At 61.8% G+C, this 17,056-nt stretch carries 17 protein-coding genes; 12 read left to right on the forward strand and 5 right to left on the reverse strand.

The window, feature by feature from the left end; genetic code table 11:
* Positions 1–26 precede the first annotated feature (26 nt).
* Positions 27–359, forward strand: coding sequence for a hypothetical protein (locus KBB96_RS08385; RefSeq protein ID WP_211634240.1), 333 nt, complete (start codon positions 27–29; stop codon positions 357–359).
* Between the two features lie 116 nt (positions 360–475).
* Here KBB96_RS08385 and KBB96_RS08390 read toward each other — a convergent pair whose 3' ends face one another.
* Entirely contained in the window at positions 476–1,624 is a 1,149-nt protein-coding gene (locus KBB96_RS08390) for a prepilin peptidase (protein WP_211634241.1), read from the reverse strand.
* Positions 1,625–1,908: 284 nt separating this feature from the next.
* Here KBB96_RS08390 and KBB96_RS08395 point away from each other — a divergent pair, with 284 nt between their 5' ends.
* From KBB96_RS08395 to KBB96_RS08445, 11 genes are all read left to right on the forward strand, one after another.
* Positions 1,909–3,234, forward strand: a complete 1,326-nt coding sequence (locus KBB96_RS08395) for a CCA tRNA nucleotidyltransferase (protein ID WP_211634242.1) — start codon at positions 1,909–1,911, stop codon at positions 3,232–3,234.
* Positions 3,235–3,266: 32 nt separating this feature from the next.
* The gene (locus tag KBB96_RS08400; RefSeq protein WP_211634243.1) at positions 3,267–5,741 is read left to right on the forward strand and encodes a polysaccharide lyase family 8 super-sandwich domain-containing protein; all 2,475 of its coding nucleotides are present in this window, start codon (positions 3,267–3,269) and stop codon (positions 5,739–5,741) included.
* A gap of 214 nt (positions 5,742–5,955) precedes the next feature.
* Positions 5,956–6,405: a VOC family protein gene (locus KBB96_RS08405; protein ID WP_211634244.1), complete on the forward strand. Its 450-nt coding sequence runs from the start codon at positions 5,956–5,958 to the stop codon at positions 6,403–6,405.
* Between the two features lie 170 nt (positions 6,406–6,575).
* A complete protein-coding gene (locus tag KBB96_RS08410) occupies positions 6,576–7,682 on the forward strand; it encodes an Lrp/AsnC family transcriptional regulator (protein ID WP_211634245.1) in 1,107 nt (368 codons plus the stop codon).
* 48 nt (positions 7,683–7,730) lie between these two features.
* A complete protein-coding gene (locus KBB96_RS08415) occupies positions 7,731–8,081 on the forward strand; it encodes a hypothetical protein (RefSeq protein ID WP_211634246.1) in 351 nt (116 codons plus the stop codon).
* A 101-nt stretch (positions 8,082–8,182) separates the two neighbouring features.
* Entirely contained in the window at positions 8,183–8,917 is a 735-nt protein-coding gene (locus tag KBB96_RS08420; protein ID WP_211634247.1) for a transporter, read from the forward strand.
* Between the two features lie 204 nt (positions 8,918–9,121).
* The gene (locus KBB96_RS08425; RefSeq protein ID WP_211634248.1) at positions 9,122–9,979 is read left to right on the forward strand and encodes a hypothetical protein; all 858 of its coding nucleotides are present in this window, start codon (positions 9,122–9,124) and stop codon (positions 9,977–9,979) included.
* 60 nt (positions 9,980–10,039) lie between these two features.
* On the forward strand, positions 10,040–10,726 hold the full coding sequence (locus KBB96_RS08430) for a response regulator transcription factor (RefSeq protein ID WP_211634249.1): 687 nt from the start codon (positions 10,040–10,042) through the stop codon (positions 10,724–10,726).
* Entirely contained in the window at positions 10,723–11,949 is a 1,227-nt protein-coding gene (locus KBB96_RS08435; RefSeq protein ID WP_211634250.1) for a sensor histidine kinase, read from the forward strand. Before KBB96_RS08430 ends, KBB96_RS08435 begins: the two co-directional genes overlap by 4 nt.
* Before the next feature lie 60 nt (positions 11,950–12,009).
* Positions 12,010–12,630 carry a hypothetical protein gene (locus KBB96_RS08440; protein WP_211634251.1) on the forward strand — a complete coding sequence of 207 codons (621 nt, stop codon included), beginning with the start codon at positions 12,010–12,012 and terminating at the stop codon, positions 12,628–12,630.
* A gap of 102 nt (positions 12,631–12,732) precedes the next feature.
* On the forward strand, positions 12,733–13,311 hold the full coding sequence (locus KBB96_RS08445) for a lipid-binding SYLF domain-containing protein (RefSeq protein WP_211634252.1): 579 nt from the start codon (positions 12,733–12,735) through the stop codon (positions 13,309–13,311).
* Positions 13,312–13,467: 156 nt separating this feature from the next.
* On the opposite strand, the gene KBB96_RS08450 is transcribed toward KBB96_RS08445, so the two are convergent.
* The 4 genes from KBB96_RS08450 to KBB96_RS08465 form a co-directional block, all read right to left on the reverse strand.
* Positions 13,468–14,208 carry a PstS family phosphate ABC transporter substrate-binding protein gene (locus KBB96_RS08450; protein WP_211634253.1) on the reverse strand — a complete coding sequence of 247 codons (741 nt, stop codon included), beginning with the start codon at positions 14,206–14,208 and terminating at the stop codon, positions 13,468–13,470.
* Between the two features lie 255 nt (positions 14,209–14,463).
* The gene (locus KBB96_RS08455) at positions 14,464–16,008 is read right to left on the reverse strand and encodes an excinuclease ABC subunit UvrC (protein ID WP_226373677.1); all 1,545 of its coding nucleotides are present in this window, start codon (positions 16,006–16,008) and stop codon (positions 14,464–14,466) included.
* A 67-nt stretch (positions 16,009–16,075) separates the two neighbouring features.
* Positions 16,076–16,699, reverse strand: a complete 624-nt coding sequence (locus KBB96_RS08460; RefSeq protein ID WP_211634254.1) for a response regulator transcription factor — start codon at positions 16,697–16,699, stop codon at positions 16,076–16,078.
* Between the two features lie 53 nt (positions 16,700–16,752).
* Entirely contained in the window at positions 16,753–16,941 is a 189-nt protein-coding gene (locus KBB96_RS08465) for a DUF1328 family protein (protein ID WP_318971854.1), read from the reverse strand.
* Positions 16,942–17,056 lie beyond the last annotated feature (115 nt).

The raw sequence follows: 17,056 nt of genomic DNA on the forward strand, positions 1-17,056 counted from the left end.
GGCCTGATTCAGGCATCTGAAACATCGTGCCGGGGCTTTCCGAACACGATCTGCGGAGGATGCTGGACGCGCGTGATCGCGACCAAGCCGCCAAACTGCGCCGCCAGGGTCGCTACGCCACTCCCATCTTCCTTGGAGGAATTCTGGCCGTCGCGATCTGGTTTGGCATCGTCGTGATACGAAACGACGCCGCGAATGCTTCCGATCCCGCGCCCGCGGAAAAACCGGTGTCTCCCCCGGCACAAGATGCCAACTCCGATGGCATGCCCGGCCTGGGAGACCTGAAGCTCGAAAAGAGCGATCTCAAATTCGCCCACGATCTCAAGGATTTCATCGCGCCGGACGCACCGAAGAAGTAGTCCAATGTAGTCGAAAGCTCTGCTTTCGATCCGGGGGGGCCACTTCCGATGGGCGGAGACCATTGGGCCGAACGACGTTCCCCATCGCAGAGGGAAAGCAGAGCTTCCCCCTACATTTACCTCCCGAAATCCATCGGCCCGAGCAGGGTCATGTACCACTGCCAGATCTTCCAGCCGCCGAACATCCACGTCACCGCGCCAAGCGCGAGAAACGGCCCGAACGGCAGCGGCCGGCCGAAACCAATCCGCGCGATCAACGCCAGCACCGTCGCGAAAATCGACGCACTGAACACGGTGAAAAACACCCCGGTCCAGCCGAAGAATGCTCCGATCATGCCGAGCAACGGCGGATCGCCCATGCCCATCGCCTCGCGCGGGATCACCGCACGCGTTGCAGTCCCTTCCATCGAACGGATATCCAGGAACGGCTTCACCGTGCCATCTGGCAGCTCGAACTCCAGTTCACGCACCGTAAGCTGGCCGCCGCCGATCTCGTTGCCATCAATCAGGATGGACTTCGCATCGAGAATGAGGCGGTCGGTCTTTCGGGAGAAAATGTCCCACCACTGGGTCATCTCGCCATCGATGATGAATTCCATCGGCGCGTCATCGCCCTCCCCTTCCTGCACCTTCCATGCCACGGCGGAGTTGAACTTCTTGTCGAGGCGGCCGAACGCGAGCTTGCCGAGTTCCACCACCGCACGCAGGCCGATGTAGCCGGCAGCGAGACCAATTCCCGCCTGTTTCAGCCCATCCAGCCACGTCATGCCCGGGGTGCCGGGAAGCGCCGCCAGCTTCGGCCACAACACGCATGCCACGAATCCGAATGCCGTCCCCGCCCAGGTCAGCCCGGTCGGGATGATCATGTGCTCCACATCGATGAAGGTGATCGAAACCAGCAGTGCCAGCAGGATCCATAGGAACGGCACCGCCACCGCACCATCCACGCCCTTGCGGGTGAAGACGATCCACGCGGCCGTGAACAGCAGCGCCGTCAACAGCTCGACCAGGAAATAGCGCACCGGGATGCGGCACTTGCAATCCGCGCAGCGGCCCCGCAGCAGCAGCCAACTGAACAGCGGAATGTTCCGCTTCAACGGGATCGGGCTCTTGCACTTCGGGCAGAACGAGCGCTTCGGCTCGTTCACCGACAGGCCCAACGGCACGCGGTAGATGACGACGTTCAGGAAGGAACCGATGCACGACCCGACAAGAAACGCCGGAATCAGCCAGAGCCAGTGGTCGAAAGGAGGATAGAAAGGCAAGGTGACCCTATTCAACGGACTGGAGGAACCGTGCCAAGCGTGAAGTTCCGCGAAGGGGCGGTTCGGACAAGGAGAACCACGGATTTCACGGATTGAACGGATTTGATTAAGTAGCGATGGATCGCAGGTTTCTGATTTCAAAATTCATTCTTCAATCTGCGCCATCAGCGAAATCTGCGGTTAGACCTTATTTTGATCTCCGGGCTGCTTTCGCTCGCCTCCAATCCGTTCAATCCATGTAATCCGTGGTTTCAAATGCTGCGGTACGATTGAACACTCCCACCATGCCCGCCCGCTCCGCCGCCACCTCTGTCGCCCGTCGTCTCATCGATGCCGGGCACACCGCGTTGTTCGCGGGCGGCTGCGTGCGCGATGGTCTGTTAGGCAAGACGCCGAAGGACTACGATGTGGCCACTTCCGCCACACCCGCACAAGTGTTGGCCCTTTTCCCCGGCTCGAACGAGGTCGGCGCGCACTTCGGGGTGGTAATCGTGAAACAGGACGGCATCCACATCGAGGTGGCCACCTTCCGAACGGACGGCAGCTACAAGGATGGTCGACGTCCGGAGACAGTCGAGTTCTCCACCCCGCCGGAAGACGCGCAACGCCGTGACTTCACCGTCAACGGTCTGTTCCAGAATCCGGAAACGAATGAGATCATCGACTATGTCGGCGGCCTTGCGGATTTGGAAACGCGGACCCTTCGCGCGATCGGCACGCCGGGTGACCGCTTCGGCGAGGATGCGCTGCGGCTGTTGCGCGCGGTCCGTTTCGCCACCGTGCTCGGCTTCGAAATCGAGCCGGTCACCTGGCAGGCTGTTTGCGATCACGCCGATGATCTCGCGAAGATCTCCCCGGAGCGCATCCGCGATGAATTCTCGAAACTCATCACCGCCCCCGCACGCCGCCGTGGCCTGGAGTTGCTCGTGGACTCAGGCTTGATCCGCCACATCGTGCCTGAGGTGCTCGCGCTCATCGGCTGCGAGCAACCTCCGCAGTGGCATCCGGAAGGCGATGTCTACACGCACACCCGCATCATGCTGGAGATGCTGCCTGCGGATGCCTCGCTGGAGCTTTGCCTCGCCGTGCTGCTGCATGACATCGCGAAGCCGCCGACCTTCACCATCGATCCGGAAGAAAACCGTATCCGCTTCAATGGTCACGACGCGCTCGGCGCGGAGATGGCGGAGGACATCCTCCGCCGCCTGAAGTATCCGAATGATGTCATCGACGCCGTCGTGCCGATGGTCGCGCGCCACATGCAGTTCATGAACGTGCAGAAGATGCGCGTGGCGAAGCTAAAGCGCTTCATGGCCAGCACGGAGTTCGAGGACGAGCTCGAGCTTCACCGCGTCGATTGCGCCTCCTCGAACGGCTTCACCGACAACTACGAGTTCCTCCTGGAAAAGCGCGCCGAGTTCGCCTCCCAGCCGCTGATCCCGCCACCACTCGTCAGCGGCCGCGACCTCCTCGCCATGGGCCTGAAGCCCGGACCGCAGTTCAAGGAATGGCTGGAAGCGATTGAAACCGAGCAACTGGAAGGCCGCATCACCGAACGCGGGGAGGCTCTCAACCTGCTTCATGAATTGACGGAAAAGTCCAGAAATTGACAAGTCATCCCAAATCCCGCGTAAAATGCGGCGTGTTTAGGTTGTATGCAAATCCCGTGGTGCGGGTGGCGGCCTGCTGCGCCCTCGTATCGTCCGTCCATGCCGCCCCGGAAGGCCTTGATCTCTCGAAGGCCTGGTCTTCGCAGTCCCCTCTCCCATCCGAACTCGATGACACCGGACGCACCGCCATCGCGAAAATGGCCGCCGCCTACCCGGCCCGCACGGTGAAGCCGAATGGCAAGGGCGTGAAGGAAGAGGACCTGATCAAGGCCTTCAACGACATCCGTACCACTTTCGGTTTTTTCGGCGAAGGCCGCCGCATCGAGGTGGATGACGAATCCGCCAAGCCCCGGCCCGCTCCGGCTGCCGCGGGTGTGAACAGCGATCTTGTCGGTGCCGTCGATGCCCTCTCGAAGCTCTACGCGGGCTGCAATCCCGATCAGGCCGCCCGTGCCGAGGCACTCTACAAGGAGCTGATGGAACTGTGGCTCAAGTCGGCACCGAAACCCGGCGACAAGGTCCGCTGGATGGGCAATGGCTATGCATGGCGTGCGCGTGGTCCGGCCCTGCTCGGCATGCTCCACACCTTGCCACCGGAATTGCGCGACCGCACGGCAGCAACCATCGCGCTGATCTCCGGCGGCGAGTGGTTGTTCCGCGAAAAGCCCGAGACCTCCACGGACATCGCGCTCAACTACTATCCCACCATGTTCGCGGCGATCGGTGCGATGAGTGATCCCGCGTTGAAATGGCAGTATCTGCAAGGTGTGCGCCGCGGGCTGGATCTCACACTGCTGGGGAACGAGCCGGTGTCCCCGGATGGCGGCATCATCCATCATGAGGGTCATCACATTTCGTACGCCTCCTATAGTTTCGGGCCGATCCTTACCCACGAGACCAATCTTGCACGGGCGGGTTTCACCAGTTCCTACAGCACGCAGGCATTGGCACGGCTGAAACTCGCTGTCGATGCCTGGGCGTGGACCACCCTCGCCGGACAGGTCCCGCCGGTGTTCCAACTCCGCCCCGCACCCATCTGGAACAACTCGAAGCCCCCGGGTGACGAACCCGGTCTCACCATCGACTTCGCCAGGCGCGTGGCCGAACTCGAAGCCGCAGGCCGGGGCGAGCCGGACATCTCGAAAATCACCGATATGGCCCGCGTCGCCGGATCGAAGACCTATGGCCATATCGACCGCGTGCCAGCGGCATGGAAGGACCTGATGACACCGGACAACACCCGTCCGCTCACCGGCCATCGCCCCTTCCCCGTCATGGGAGCCGCGATCCATCGTCGCGATGACTGGACGGTGGTGGTACGCGGCGCGAACCGTTCGTGGCGCGGGGCCGAAGTCTACGCCGGTCCGGAGTGGCCGGGTGCCTACATGGATGAGATCATGCAAGGTGCGCTCTTCATTTTCTCCAAGGGTGCCAATGGCGCGCCCCCCAACGTGGTCGACAGCGGCTACGGGACCGATGGCTATGATCCGAACAAGGTGCCGAATGCGTCGTCCGTGCAAATGGACAACGTCGCGCGCGCCGGCCGTGGCAATCCGGACTACATGGGCTCCGATGCCAAACAAGGTGGCGGCGTGGACCTGGATGGCAATGGCATGTGGGCATGGGCACCCTCCTATTGCCGCAAGAGCGCATTCTTCTTCGGCAACCGCATCACGCTGGTGACGCGCGATCTCACCATGAAGGGCGAAGTGACAACCGGACTCATTCAAACCCGGCTCGCCGATCCCCTCGTCTCCCCGTTGCTGATCGATGGCACCGCCCGCACCGCCGATGGTGATGCCACGCTCTCCGGCAAGACCGCCCACACCTTTCTGGATGACAAGGGCACTGGTTACTTCGTGCCCGCCGGAAACCCGGACATCAAAATCCACCGCAGCCTCCAGCAATATACCTACGCCATCCCCGCCAATCTCAAGTCCGGGCTCGATCCCAAAGCGCAACCTCCGCTCAAGAACCGCAAGGACCTTGCTGCCGCGCTGCCGAACTACACGCCCACCCAGGCCGCGTTTTCCACCGCATGGTTCGACCATGGCAAGGACCCGCAAGGTGCCTCCTGCACCTTTACCGTACTGGTGAAAACCACCGCAGAAGATCTTGAGAAATTCGCGGCCACAATGACCGGAAAAACCCCGCCCTTCGCCCTCGTCACCAGCAACAGCCTGCATGATTTCCGTGACGTCGCCACCGGCACGCGTTGCGTCGCCACCTTCGTGGACAATGCCGCCTTCGAACCGGATGGCATCGTCTCCGTGAACCGTCCCGCCACGGTGATGTGGACCCACAAAAACCAAAAGCTCAGCGCCTCCCTGGGATCGACCGACCTCAAGGATACGCGCTCTTTCGAGATCGCCCTGGAGGGTAAATGGCTCGCGGATGGCCCCTTGCCGGAAGGTGCCACTCTCACACCGGAGGGCGCGCGGACGCGCCTCGACATTCCCTACCGGAACCAAACCGCGGTGAAATTCGCGCTGAAGCGACCAATGTAGTCGAAAGCTCCGCTTTCGAATCGTTTCCGCCAGCTCCAGTTGGCGGTGGCATATTGGGCCGAACGACCACCATCCACGAAGAGGGGAAAGCTGAAGCTTCCCCCTACATTGCGGGCCCGACTGACTTTTTCTCGCGGGAATGTCCATTTTCCGCGCGCCCGTTCGTCGCTATGGTGAAGCCGATGCCTGATGCACGGTAACATTCCCAGACACCATGAGCACCAATACCTCCGCCGCAGCCACTCCCAGCCCGATCACCACCTCACAGATGTGCGTAAGCCTGCCCGTGAAGAACCTTCCGGCCTCGATCGCCTTCTTCAAGGCACTCGGCTTCGCCTTCAATCCGGATTTCGCCAGCGAAAACGGCGCCTGCGTGGTTCTCGGCACGAACTACCAGGCGATGCTCGTCGATCATCAGATGTTCCGCAGTCTGGCACCGCGGGACATCGCGGACACGAGCAAGGTCTGCGAAATGCTGATCGCCCTGCAGCTCGACTCGCGCGATCAGGTCGATGAGATCGTGCGCCGCGCGGTTGCCGCCGGCGGAGCCGCCCACGAGGAGGCGCAGGACCACGGATTCATGTATGACCATGGCTTCACCGATCTGGATGGCCATGGCTGGGGAGTCTTCCACGTGTACGGCGCGTCGTGCCAGTCGGCTTAGTCGCGCGCTGCGTGCGGGGGAAAAGCCCACTTTGTCTGCGGTCCACAGCCAAAATCCGGCGGAATTTTCCATAAAACGCTGAGATTTCGGCACCCAAACGCCCGTTACATTCCCCATGAAAATCGCCGTAGCCAGTCCGGCTTCCGGCGTTTAGCCTCCGCTTCCAGCCCATGAGCCACATCGTCCCCGTCGAGCACAGCGATCCCGTCAACGCGCAGATTCTCTCCATTTCCGAAGACCTGATCGCGGGCTTCCACCGCCATCCCTTCCATGTGATCGCGGAGAAGTCCGGCGTGGCCCTGCCGGTGGTGCTCGAGCGCATCCGCGCGATGCTGGAGGCCGGTGTGATCCGCCGCGTGCGCCAGACGCTGCTTTCCACCAAGCTCGCCCACGGCGCGCTGGTCGCCTGGCGCGTGCCGGAGGAAAAGCTCAATGCCGCCTTCGATTTCATGGCGAAGGAGGACCCCTTCTCCGGCCACGTCGTCATCCGCTCGACGGACACCGTCGTCTCCGGCTCCGGCTACCGCCTCTGGACCACGCTCAAGGTACCCGTCGGCGAGTCCCTTGATGAGCACGCGAAGGTCCTCATGCGCCTCACGGGTGCCGAGGAATACCTGCTCATGCCCGCGAATGGCGTGTTCGCGCTCGGAGTCGGCCATGTCCGCCGCCGCGCTCTGGAACCCGGCGACCGCGCCGACGAACCCGGTGTGATGATGACCACCGTGCCGGTCGATCTCACCGAGGAAGAATGGAACGTCCTGCTCGCTCTCAAGGAAGAACTGACTCCGGACGAAATCACCGCCAGCCCGTGGGATGGCCGTGCGGAGATCGCCGGAGTGAGTCTGGAACGCTTCTGCGAAGTCGCCGAGACACTCAACGCTAAGAAAGTCATCGGTCGTTTCTCGACTTTCCTCGAGCACGTGAAGCCCTCCTCCACCGGCGAGCGTGTCACCCGCTTCAATGGTCTCTTCCACTGGGCCGTGCCGAAGGGCCGCGAGATCGAAGCCGGCGGCGAGGTCGGCCGCCACTACTGCATGACCCACTGCTACTGGCGCGAAGGCGGTCCGCAGTTCGGTAACGTCAATATCATGGGCGTGGTCCACGGCACCGAGAAGGACCGCGTGCTGGAGCACAAGGCCGCCATCGACCGCTATCTGGAAAGCATCGGCATCCCCGTGAGCTACACCAATGTCTTCTGGGGTGGCCGCTCCGAAATCAAACCGTCCGAGATTTCCCCGAAGGTCTATCACGAATGGCACGCGAAGCACGCGGAGTAACCATCGCGTGATCTTGCAAATCCGTCCCGGATGCGCCATGGAGAGAGGGTGAAAATCCTCTCTCTTTTTGTTGGGGTGCCGCTCGTGCTCACGGTGGTTTCGTGCGCGCCATCCGCGGATGTGCAGGCGCGGCGCATTCTCACCGGAGACCCCCATTGGCCGCTGGTGCTGGCGGATGCGCAGCGGACCATCCGTCACCGCGAGCAACAGGACTTCTGGGCCGCGAATGCCCGCTATACTCCGTATTCCTATGATGGCCGCGTATGGGTGATCCGTGTTTCCGGTGCCTATCCGGTCGACATCTGGAGCGACTTCATCGACCTCAGAATGCGCAACGACGGCACGGTGCTCGACTACGCGCCTTCGCAGCAACACGAGTCGATGGTATCCGGGCGGTAGCTCTCTGCTCCCGCGCGCTCATCAATCTCTCATCTTCCATATGGTCCTCTGCGTGCCGCGCATTGCCTCCGGGCTGAATCTCATCGCGTCACGTGCTTTCCATGACCAAACGCCTTCTGCTCCTGCTCTCCTTCTGCGGCATCGCCCACGCTGGACCTCCGATTCTAACAGATGATCCGGACACTCCGGAGAAAGGGCACTGGGAGATCAACATCGCCGCCACTGCGGAAAAGCGCTCCGGCGAATGGTCTCTGGAAACCCCGCTGCTGGATCTGAACTACGGCCTGTTCGACAACGTGCAGCTCAAGTTCGAGATGCCGTTCCTCATCGAAGCGGAAGAAGGCGGTTCGTCCCACAGCGGCCTCGGCGATGCCGAGTTCGGCGTGAAGTGGCGTTTCCTGGATCAGGACAAGTGCGGCATCTCCATGTCCACCTATCCGCAGTTCGCCTTCAACTCCGCCACCCATTCCGTGAACCTCGGCCTTGTCGATGACGGCTGGGAATTCATCCTCCCCGTGGAAGTGCAGCGCGAGATCCGCGATGGCACGACCGTCTTCGGCGAGCTCGGCTACGTCTGGACCGAGCATGAAGGCAACGGCCTGCTTTGGGGCCTCGCCATCGAGCAGGAAATCTCGGAGCCATTCTCCGTGCTCGCGGAAATCCACGGCGAATCCGGCGACCACTTCGATGATACCGAAGTCATCGCCAACCTCGGCTTCCACTGGCAGACCACCGAGCATGCCGCGCTGATCGGCGCGATCGGACGCGGACTGAATGAAGGCAGTGAACCGCAGGCGAAACTCCTGAGTTATCTCGGCGTGCAACTCACGTTTTAGAAGGCCTCCGGAGCCGTATGAAATCCGCTCATTTCCGGCCACTTGGGCGGGATTTGATGAAACACCCGAAGTTGGAAATCGGCGCAAAAAATAGATTCGTCCGGAAAACAAAAAAGACGTGATCTTCCCGCCGTTTCGTGATGCATTGTAGATGCGATGCAAGCGTGTCTTTTACCCCCACGTCACCCCGCTCTTTGCACTCCCTTGACCGCGAATCGCCAGCTTGGCGATTGCCCGATCGCCAATGTGCCGCTGCGGGAATTGATCACCACGGACCTGATTCGTTCCGGGTTCCAGCTCGTGCAGCCTTCCGAGGCCACGGAGCGGACCATCCGCATGCCGATCGACAACTGGATCGAAATCGGTGCCCTGCTCCTCCTCGGCCGCGTCGCAAAACCGGCCTGCCTTTACGACAGCGAGGGCAATCCACTGGCGTGGAAAGGTGACGAAGACCCGGCGAAATGCCCGGAACGCCTGGTGACGGACGCGAATTGTTTCACCATCCGCTACCCGTGGGATCTCCTGCGCATGCATGAGGAAGTGCTGGCGATGATGGATGAAACCGTGAACCACGGGGACATCAGCAAGCTCGCCACCATCAGCGGCACCGTCCGCGTCGGCAATGGGTCCAAAATCCTTCCCGGCACCGTCATCGAAGGTCCGGTCCTCATCGGGCCGAATTGTCACATCGGCCCGAACGCCTACATCCGCGGAGCCACCTCCATCGGTGCGAATTGCTACGTCGGCAATGGCGCGGAGGTGAAGAACTCCATCCTTTACAACAACTCCTACATTTCCCGGCAGTGCTACGTGGGGGATTCCATCATCGGCACCCATGTGACGCTGGGAGCCGGAACCTGCACGGAAAACCACCGCCACGACGGCCGCCACCACGTCTCCACCATCCAGGGGAAAGCCGTGAATACCGGCCGCGTGAAATTCGGCGCGATCATCGGCGACGGCGTGAAAACCGGCGTGAACACGTCGATCGAGGCCGGTATCAAGATCGGCATTGCCCGGACCACCAAACCGGGTTCCTATGTCGGCAAGGACCTCCTGTGACGCATTTGTCACGATCCGTCGTTTCGTATGTGACGGGGTTCCGCGCTACACCACGGCCCGATGCATAAGATTCTGATCGTCGAAGACGAGCGAGACATCGCCGATCTGATCGGCTTCAACCTCGAACGGCAGGGCTACGAGGTCATCAAGGCCTACGACGGCCTTTCCGGTACCGATGTCGCCCTCCGCGAGCGTCCCGACCTCATCGTCCTGGATCTCATGCTCCCGGGCCGGGATGGCTACGGCGTGTTCAAGGAACTGCGCCGCGATGCCCGCACCGCGCAGATCCCGGTGATCATGCTCACCGCCCGCGCCCAGACCGAGGACCGCATCCAGGGCCTCGAAGCCGGCGCCGATGACTACCTGACGAAACCCTTCAGCCCGAAGGAACTGCTGCTCCGCATCAATGCGGTGTTGAAGCGCGTGGACGGCCCTCCGGGCACCGTGGACTTCAGCTTCGGTCCGTTCCGTTTCGACAAGAATTCCCTCAAGTTCTACCTCGATGGCGAGCCGGTGGATCTCACCGCCACCGAGTTCAAGCTGCTGCTCTACTTGTGCGAGCGCGGCGGCAAGCCCCAGGACCGCAATGAACTGCTGCGCACCGTCTGGGGCTACAGCGATGAAGTCCACAGTCGCACCCTGGACACCCACATGAAGCGCCTGCGGCAGAAACTGGGTGGCCACGGCGGTTTGGTTGAAACCGTTCGCGGAGTTGGGTATCTGGTGGCCTTGCCGACCGCCGGATGAGTCCCACCCTAGCCATCGCCACGTCCCTTTCCGCCTGCATTGCCGCCGGGATATCCATTGCCCTGCTCTACCGGGCGCGCCGGAACTACCGCCGGACGGCGGCAGCCATGCAACAGCGCCTCGAAAGTGATCTCAAACACGCCCGCAATGAACGCGACCGTCTGCTCGACGCCCTCGGCGACGCCTTCCTCCTCGTGGATGGCGCGACGGACATTGTCTTCGTCAATGCCGCGGCACGGGAGCTTTTCGACCGCCGCCAGATCCTCGGCCGCCCGGTCCGGGAAGCCTTCCTCGATGGCCGCCTGGCTGAAGTTCTCTTGCACTGCCTCGAAACCGGCGAGCCGGTCCAATCACGGATCGTGCTCCCACAACAGGCGTCCCCGCGCGGTGACCACGAGACCCGTGGTGTCAACGTGTGGGTCATCGACGCCGCCCGTCTGCCGGATTCCCCGGCGGACAATCCACTCACTCGTGTCGTGATCCGAGACGTGACATCCGAACATCAGCTTGAACAGATCCGGAAGGACTTCGTGGCAAATGCATCACACGAACTCCGGACCCCCCTCGCCATCATCAACGGCTACCTGGAGAACCTGCTCGACGAGGGCATGCTGGACGACCGCGAAATGACGCGCCGCTTCCTGACCGTGATGCGCAAGCACTCCGACCGCATCTCCCGCATCGTGGAGGATATGCTGGTCATCTCCCGGCTGGAGTCCGGCGAGGCCGCCGCACTGAAGCTGGAGCCCTTCCGCTTCCGCGCCTGCATCCATGACATCCTGGAGCGGCTGGAATCGATGATCCGCCAGCAGACCGCCGTGGTGACGGTGGTCATGCCGGACGAATCGCTGAAGCTGAATGCGGACCGCTTCTACTGGACGCAGGTGCTTTTCAACCTCGTCGAGAACGCGCTGAAGCAGAACCCGCACAAGGGGCTCAAGATCGAGATCGGCTGCACGGATCTGCCGGAGGGTGGCATCCGCATCTGGGTGGCGGACAATGGCGTGGGCATCCCCAGCGCGGATCTGCCGCATATTTTCCGCCGCTTCTACCGCGTGGAGAAACACCACTCGCAGCAGGAGATCAAGGGCACCGGACTCGGCCTCTCGATCGTGAAGCGCGCCGTGGAAGCGCACGGTGGTTCCATCGGCGTGACCTCCACGCCGGGGCAGGACACCCGCTTCACCATCGACCTGCCATCGGACGTGCGCGCGGCGGAGTAACCGCTCCCATGGATTTTGCTGTGCGGGATGATATGCCCTTGATAGGGAAACGACCCGTCCATGTTTGCAAAATCCTCCCTGTGTGTTGCGGTCGCCTGCGTCCTGGTTCTACCGGCGCTCCAAGCGGTGGCAGATGAGCCCGCCGATCTGGTGAAACTGCGCGCCGCCTATGAAGCGGAGATGAAAGCCGCCACCGCTCCCATCCGCGTGCGCCAGATCGAAAAGCTGCAGGCGCTTCTGAAGACCTTCACCCAGCGCGGCGAATTGGAGAACGCCGTGGCGGTGAGAGGAGAGCTGGAAAAACTCCAGAGCACCACCGGACCCACGGAAGGCAAAACCGGAGTGGATGCCACCACCGCCTTCCGTGCGGCCATCGCGGAGTCGACCTGGCAGTGGGAACGCGCCGGACGCCCCGCCAGCAGGATCACCTTCCATGCCAATGGAACCTTCACCAACCCGAACTGGAAAGGGGATTTCCGCTGGCGCATTTCGGGTGAAAGAACCCTGACACTCGAAGGGGACACCACCGGGACCACGAAGATGACATTCGATCCATCTTTCAGCACTTTCGAAGGCCCGGATTTCAAAACGGGCGATCCGATCAAGGGCCGTCGGGTTGCGAAAAGCACCTCCCCGGCCTCCTCTGGAACGCCCTCCGGTGCGTTCGGAGAAGCCCGTTGATGCGGCGGATTCATTGCGCCGCAATGATTTTCCGATTTCCGACGCCTTGCGGAATGCGGGGAGCGGCCTTACCCTGTTCGGTTATCCAAACCAACCGAACTCATGAAAGCCACCTACCTCGCCGCTCCGGTCCTTGCCGCAGCCAGCATGCTCCTCAGCAACTGCGCCCATGAACCGGTGACCCAAGCCAACGCCTCGAATGCCAGCGGCGGCAAGATCGCCGCCGATTCCCGCGCGGCCTTGAACCATCTCTACGCCGAGAATCCATCCGCCCGTCGCATGGGCAACCGTGCCGCCGGGGTCCTCGTCTTTCCACACATCTGGAAGGGTGCCTTCATCTATGGTGCGGAGGGCGGCAATGGCACGCTCTTCGTCAATGACCGCGTCCACGGTTTCTATCAGACCGCGGGCGGATCATGGGGACTCCAGGCGGGCCTCCAGAAATCCGGCTATGCCTTGTTCATGTTCGACCGCAATGCGCTGGCCCATCTCAACGATGCCGCCGGTTGGGACGTGGGCAGCCAGCCCGGCCTGACCATCGTGGACCGCGGCGGCTCCGCCGCGCTCACCGCCAAGACCCTCGACAAGGGCGTCTATGCCTACACCTTCGGCCAGAAAGGCCTGATGGCGGACGTCAGCATCAAGGGCTCGAAGATCACCCGCATCCACCCGGGCCGTTGATCATTTGATCCATTGGAAACCGGCGGCGCAAGCCGCCGGTTTTTTACTAGAAGCATCGTAGTCGAAAGCTCCGTTGACGGTGGCCGGTCAGGCCAAACGACGTCCAATCCCGAAAAGGGAAAGCTGGAGCTTCCCCCTACATTTGGAAAATGCGTTTCACGGCGGTGTTAGAAATCCGACCCTGCGCGCGATCTCTTTTCCTTTTGCGGATTCCGCCATTTGCACGAATTCACGAACACCCGCTGGAGCATCCTTGCGGATGAAAAGGTTGCAGGGACGCACATACGGATACGTGGCCAGATTTGCAGCAGTGGGTTCCTTGCCTTCGATCCGGAGCACCTTGACCCCGGATGCCTTGGAATAAGCGATCCCGACATACGCGATGCCACCCGGCTCCTTCATGACCTCCATCTGCGGCGGATTGCTTCCCGCCATCCGTTGGGCGGTGCTGCCATACGAGCGCCCGTTCATCGCCAGCACTTGGAAATCCTTGTAGGTGCCGGAGGAAGTGTTCCGTGTGAAAACGCGGACCGCCACATCCACACCACCGGCTTCCTTCCAGTTCGCGAGATCACCGGCAAACAATCCCTCGACCTGCTTGCGCGTCAGATCCGTGACCGGATTGGCGGAGTTCACGATGATCGCCAGCACATCATAGGCCACGATGTGGGATTCGACCTCAATACCCTTTTCCGCCAGTTTCTTCGCCTCCTCCGGTTTGATGTCCCGGTTGGACATGCCGATGTCCGCAGTGCCATCCAAAAGTGCGGTGAACGCCGTGGTGGAACCTTCCGCCGCGATCTCGAACTTCACGCCCGGATGGTCCGCCTTGTAGGATTCGGCGAATTGCGGGATGAGCTTCGCGCCAAGGGTATCCGATCCTTTGAGCCGGATCACTTCCTCCGCGCGAAGCGAGAGCCATGGGAAACAGAGGAGAACAAATAGAGACCTCATCGGCCACATCTACCAGATGCCTCGGTGGTCATCCACCCCTGCCGCGTGACAATCGGGTGGCATTGTAGTCGAAAGCTCCGCTTTCGAACTGTCCCCGCCAGCTCCAGTTGGCGGTGGCCGGTCAGGCCAAACGACGTCCAATTCCGAAGAGGGAAAGCGGAGCTTCCCCCTACATCGCAAGGCGGGGGCATCGCGCTACTACGCGTTCAGCCACTGCACGATCGTCTCCGCGCTTTTCACGGAGATTCCGGGCAGGGCCGCAATGTCTTCCACGCTCGCTTTCTTGATCCGAGCGACGCTGCCGAATTTTTCCAGCAGCGCCTCCTTCCGCCGGGGTGTCACGCCGGGACATTCATCAAGCAGGCTCTCCTTCATGCGGCGGCGCAGCAGCAGCGAGTTGTAGCCGTTGGCAAAACGGTGCGCTTCATCGCGGATGCGCTGGAGCAGCTTCAACGCGCCACGGTCATGCGGAATGAGGATCGGCTCGCTGCGTCCGGGCACGAAAACCTCCTCGCGCTGCTTCGCGAGCCCGATCACCGGCAGATCATGCAGACCGAGGTTGTGCAGCTCCTTCACCGCCATGCCGAGCTGGCCCTTGCCACCGTCCACGATGACGAGATCCGGCAATACAATGCGCGCGCGGCCTTCGCGTGCGAGCCGGCGCTGGGCCTCCACGATGTCTTCCTGTGAAACCTCCGCATCCGGATCGGCGGAGGAGTTCTCCAACAAAATGCGCGCATAGCGGCGGCGGATGACTTCCGCCATCGAGGCGAAGTCGTCCTGTCCCTGCACCGTGCGGATACGGTAGCGGCGGTAGTTCTGGTTGTCCGGCCGGCCATCGGTGAAACGCACCATCGAGGCTACAATGTGGTTCGAGGACACGTTGGAAATGTCGAAACACTCCATCACCTTCGGTGGTCCGTCGAGGTGCAGCGCCTCGCCGAGCTCGGCCAGATCCTCCATCGGCTTCACTGTGGTCGGCACGCCGCGTCCGCGGGTGAACTGGCGGGTCGGCTCCAGCGTCTTCTGGAGATTGTCCATCACATCGCGCAACAGCGCCGCGCGCTCGAAATTCAATCGTCCCGCAGCCTTCTCCATATCAGCGCGGAGATCATCGAAAATGCCGCGTTTCCCCTTCCCTTCCAGCACGCGGCAGGCCTCCTCCACCTGTCCCAGATACGCCTGGTGTCCGATACGGCCGATGCACGGCGCGGAGCAGTTGCGGATGATGTCCGCATTGCAGTGTTTGTAATCGATCTCCCCGGGTTCGCGCGGGCGGCACACCCGCAACCCGAAGCGGCGGTTCAACCAATCGACCGTCGCCCGCAACGCACCCGAGTGCGCGAAGGGCCCGAAGTAACGCGCGCCGTCCTCCTTCTTGAGCCGCGTCATCTGAAAGCGCGGCCATGGATCGTTTGGGTTGATCTTGAGCAGCAGGAAGCGCTTGTCGTCCCGGAAGGACACATTGTAACGCGGCCGGTAGTCCTTGATCAGCTTGCCTTCCAGCAGCAGAGACTCCGCCTCGTTGCGGACGATGTGGAATTCGAAATCGCAGATCGAATCGATCAGCGCGCGGGTCTTCAGGTCGGCCCGGGTCTTGCGGGACGCGAGGAAGTAGGACGACATGCGCTTGCGCAGGTCGCGGGCCTTGCCCACATAGATGATGGACCCCAGCCGGTCCTTCATCAGATACACCCCGGGCTGGTGGGGCACCTCTCGGAGCTTCGCCTTCAGATCAACCACGCGCCAATAAAAGACAGGATCGGCCGGGTGCCAAGAGGCGAAAGGGGAAAAGCCCGCTGCAAGGAATTCACACGCCTGGCGGGGGCCGGCGGAGGCCCAGTCCGGTCTCGGTGGCCAGGCGAACCAGATCGGCCAGCGATGCCGCGCCGACCTTGCCCATCAGATTGGCGCGGTGGAATTTCACCGTCCGCTCGGAAATCCCGACCTCCGCCGCGATCTCCTTGTTCAACCAGCCGGAGGCGACGTAACCGAGCACTTCATGCTCACGATCCGTGAGGGACTCGATGCGGGCGCGTTCCAACCGCTCGCGCTTCCGCTGCTGCCTTTGCTGGTCGTCCCGCTCCACGGCATCCCGCACGGCTTGCAGCAGAAGCTCGGGGTCGCAGGGTTTGGGCAGGAACTCCATCGCACCGGCTTTGATCGCTTTGACCGCATCCGTGACATTGGCACTCGTGCTGACGAAGATCACCGGTTGCCGTCCGCCTCTTTCCAAGAGGAGATGCTGGAGGGCAAGTCCGCTCATTTCCGGCAGCATCATTTCCAGCACCACACATCCCGGCCGGTCGGGTTCGTAGACATGGAGGAGATCCAGAGGGGATGCGTAGGCCCGGACCGGAAAGCCGGAAATCTCCAGCAACCGGGCGGTGGTTGGGTCGGGATCGACAAGACAAATCAAGGGGGGAAGGTCCATCGGGGGGAGAAGGAGGGAAAACCAGGCAGTGAATGGGTGGACGGGAAGTCGGGTCAGGGCGATTCGTCAAAGGCCAGCCAGGAGAGACAAACCACCGCCAGCAGCAGTGAAATGGCGCACAGGAACTTCGCTGCCATGGCCGCATCTCCGCTCAAGGGACCGAATCCGAGAACGCCGGAGATAAACGCCACCAGGAGAAAAACGACCGCTCGACAGAACATGGAACCACTCCACCCAGTCATTGGATTGTGATGAAAAGACCATCCGCGCGGCCTCACTTCAAAATCAGCAGCAATACGGAAGTGAGCCAACTGAGCGCGAGGAACAGAACAAGCAGTTCCCACACTCTCACGATAT

The sequence above is a fragment of the Luteolibacter ambystomatis genome, assembly GCF_018137965.1.
Classification (GTDB): Bacteria; Verrucomicrobiota; Verrucomicrobiia; order Verrucomicrobiales; family Akkermansiaceae; genus Luteolibacter; species Luteolibacter ambystomatis.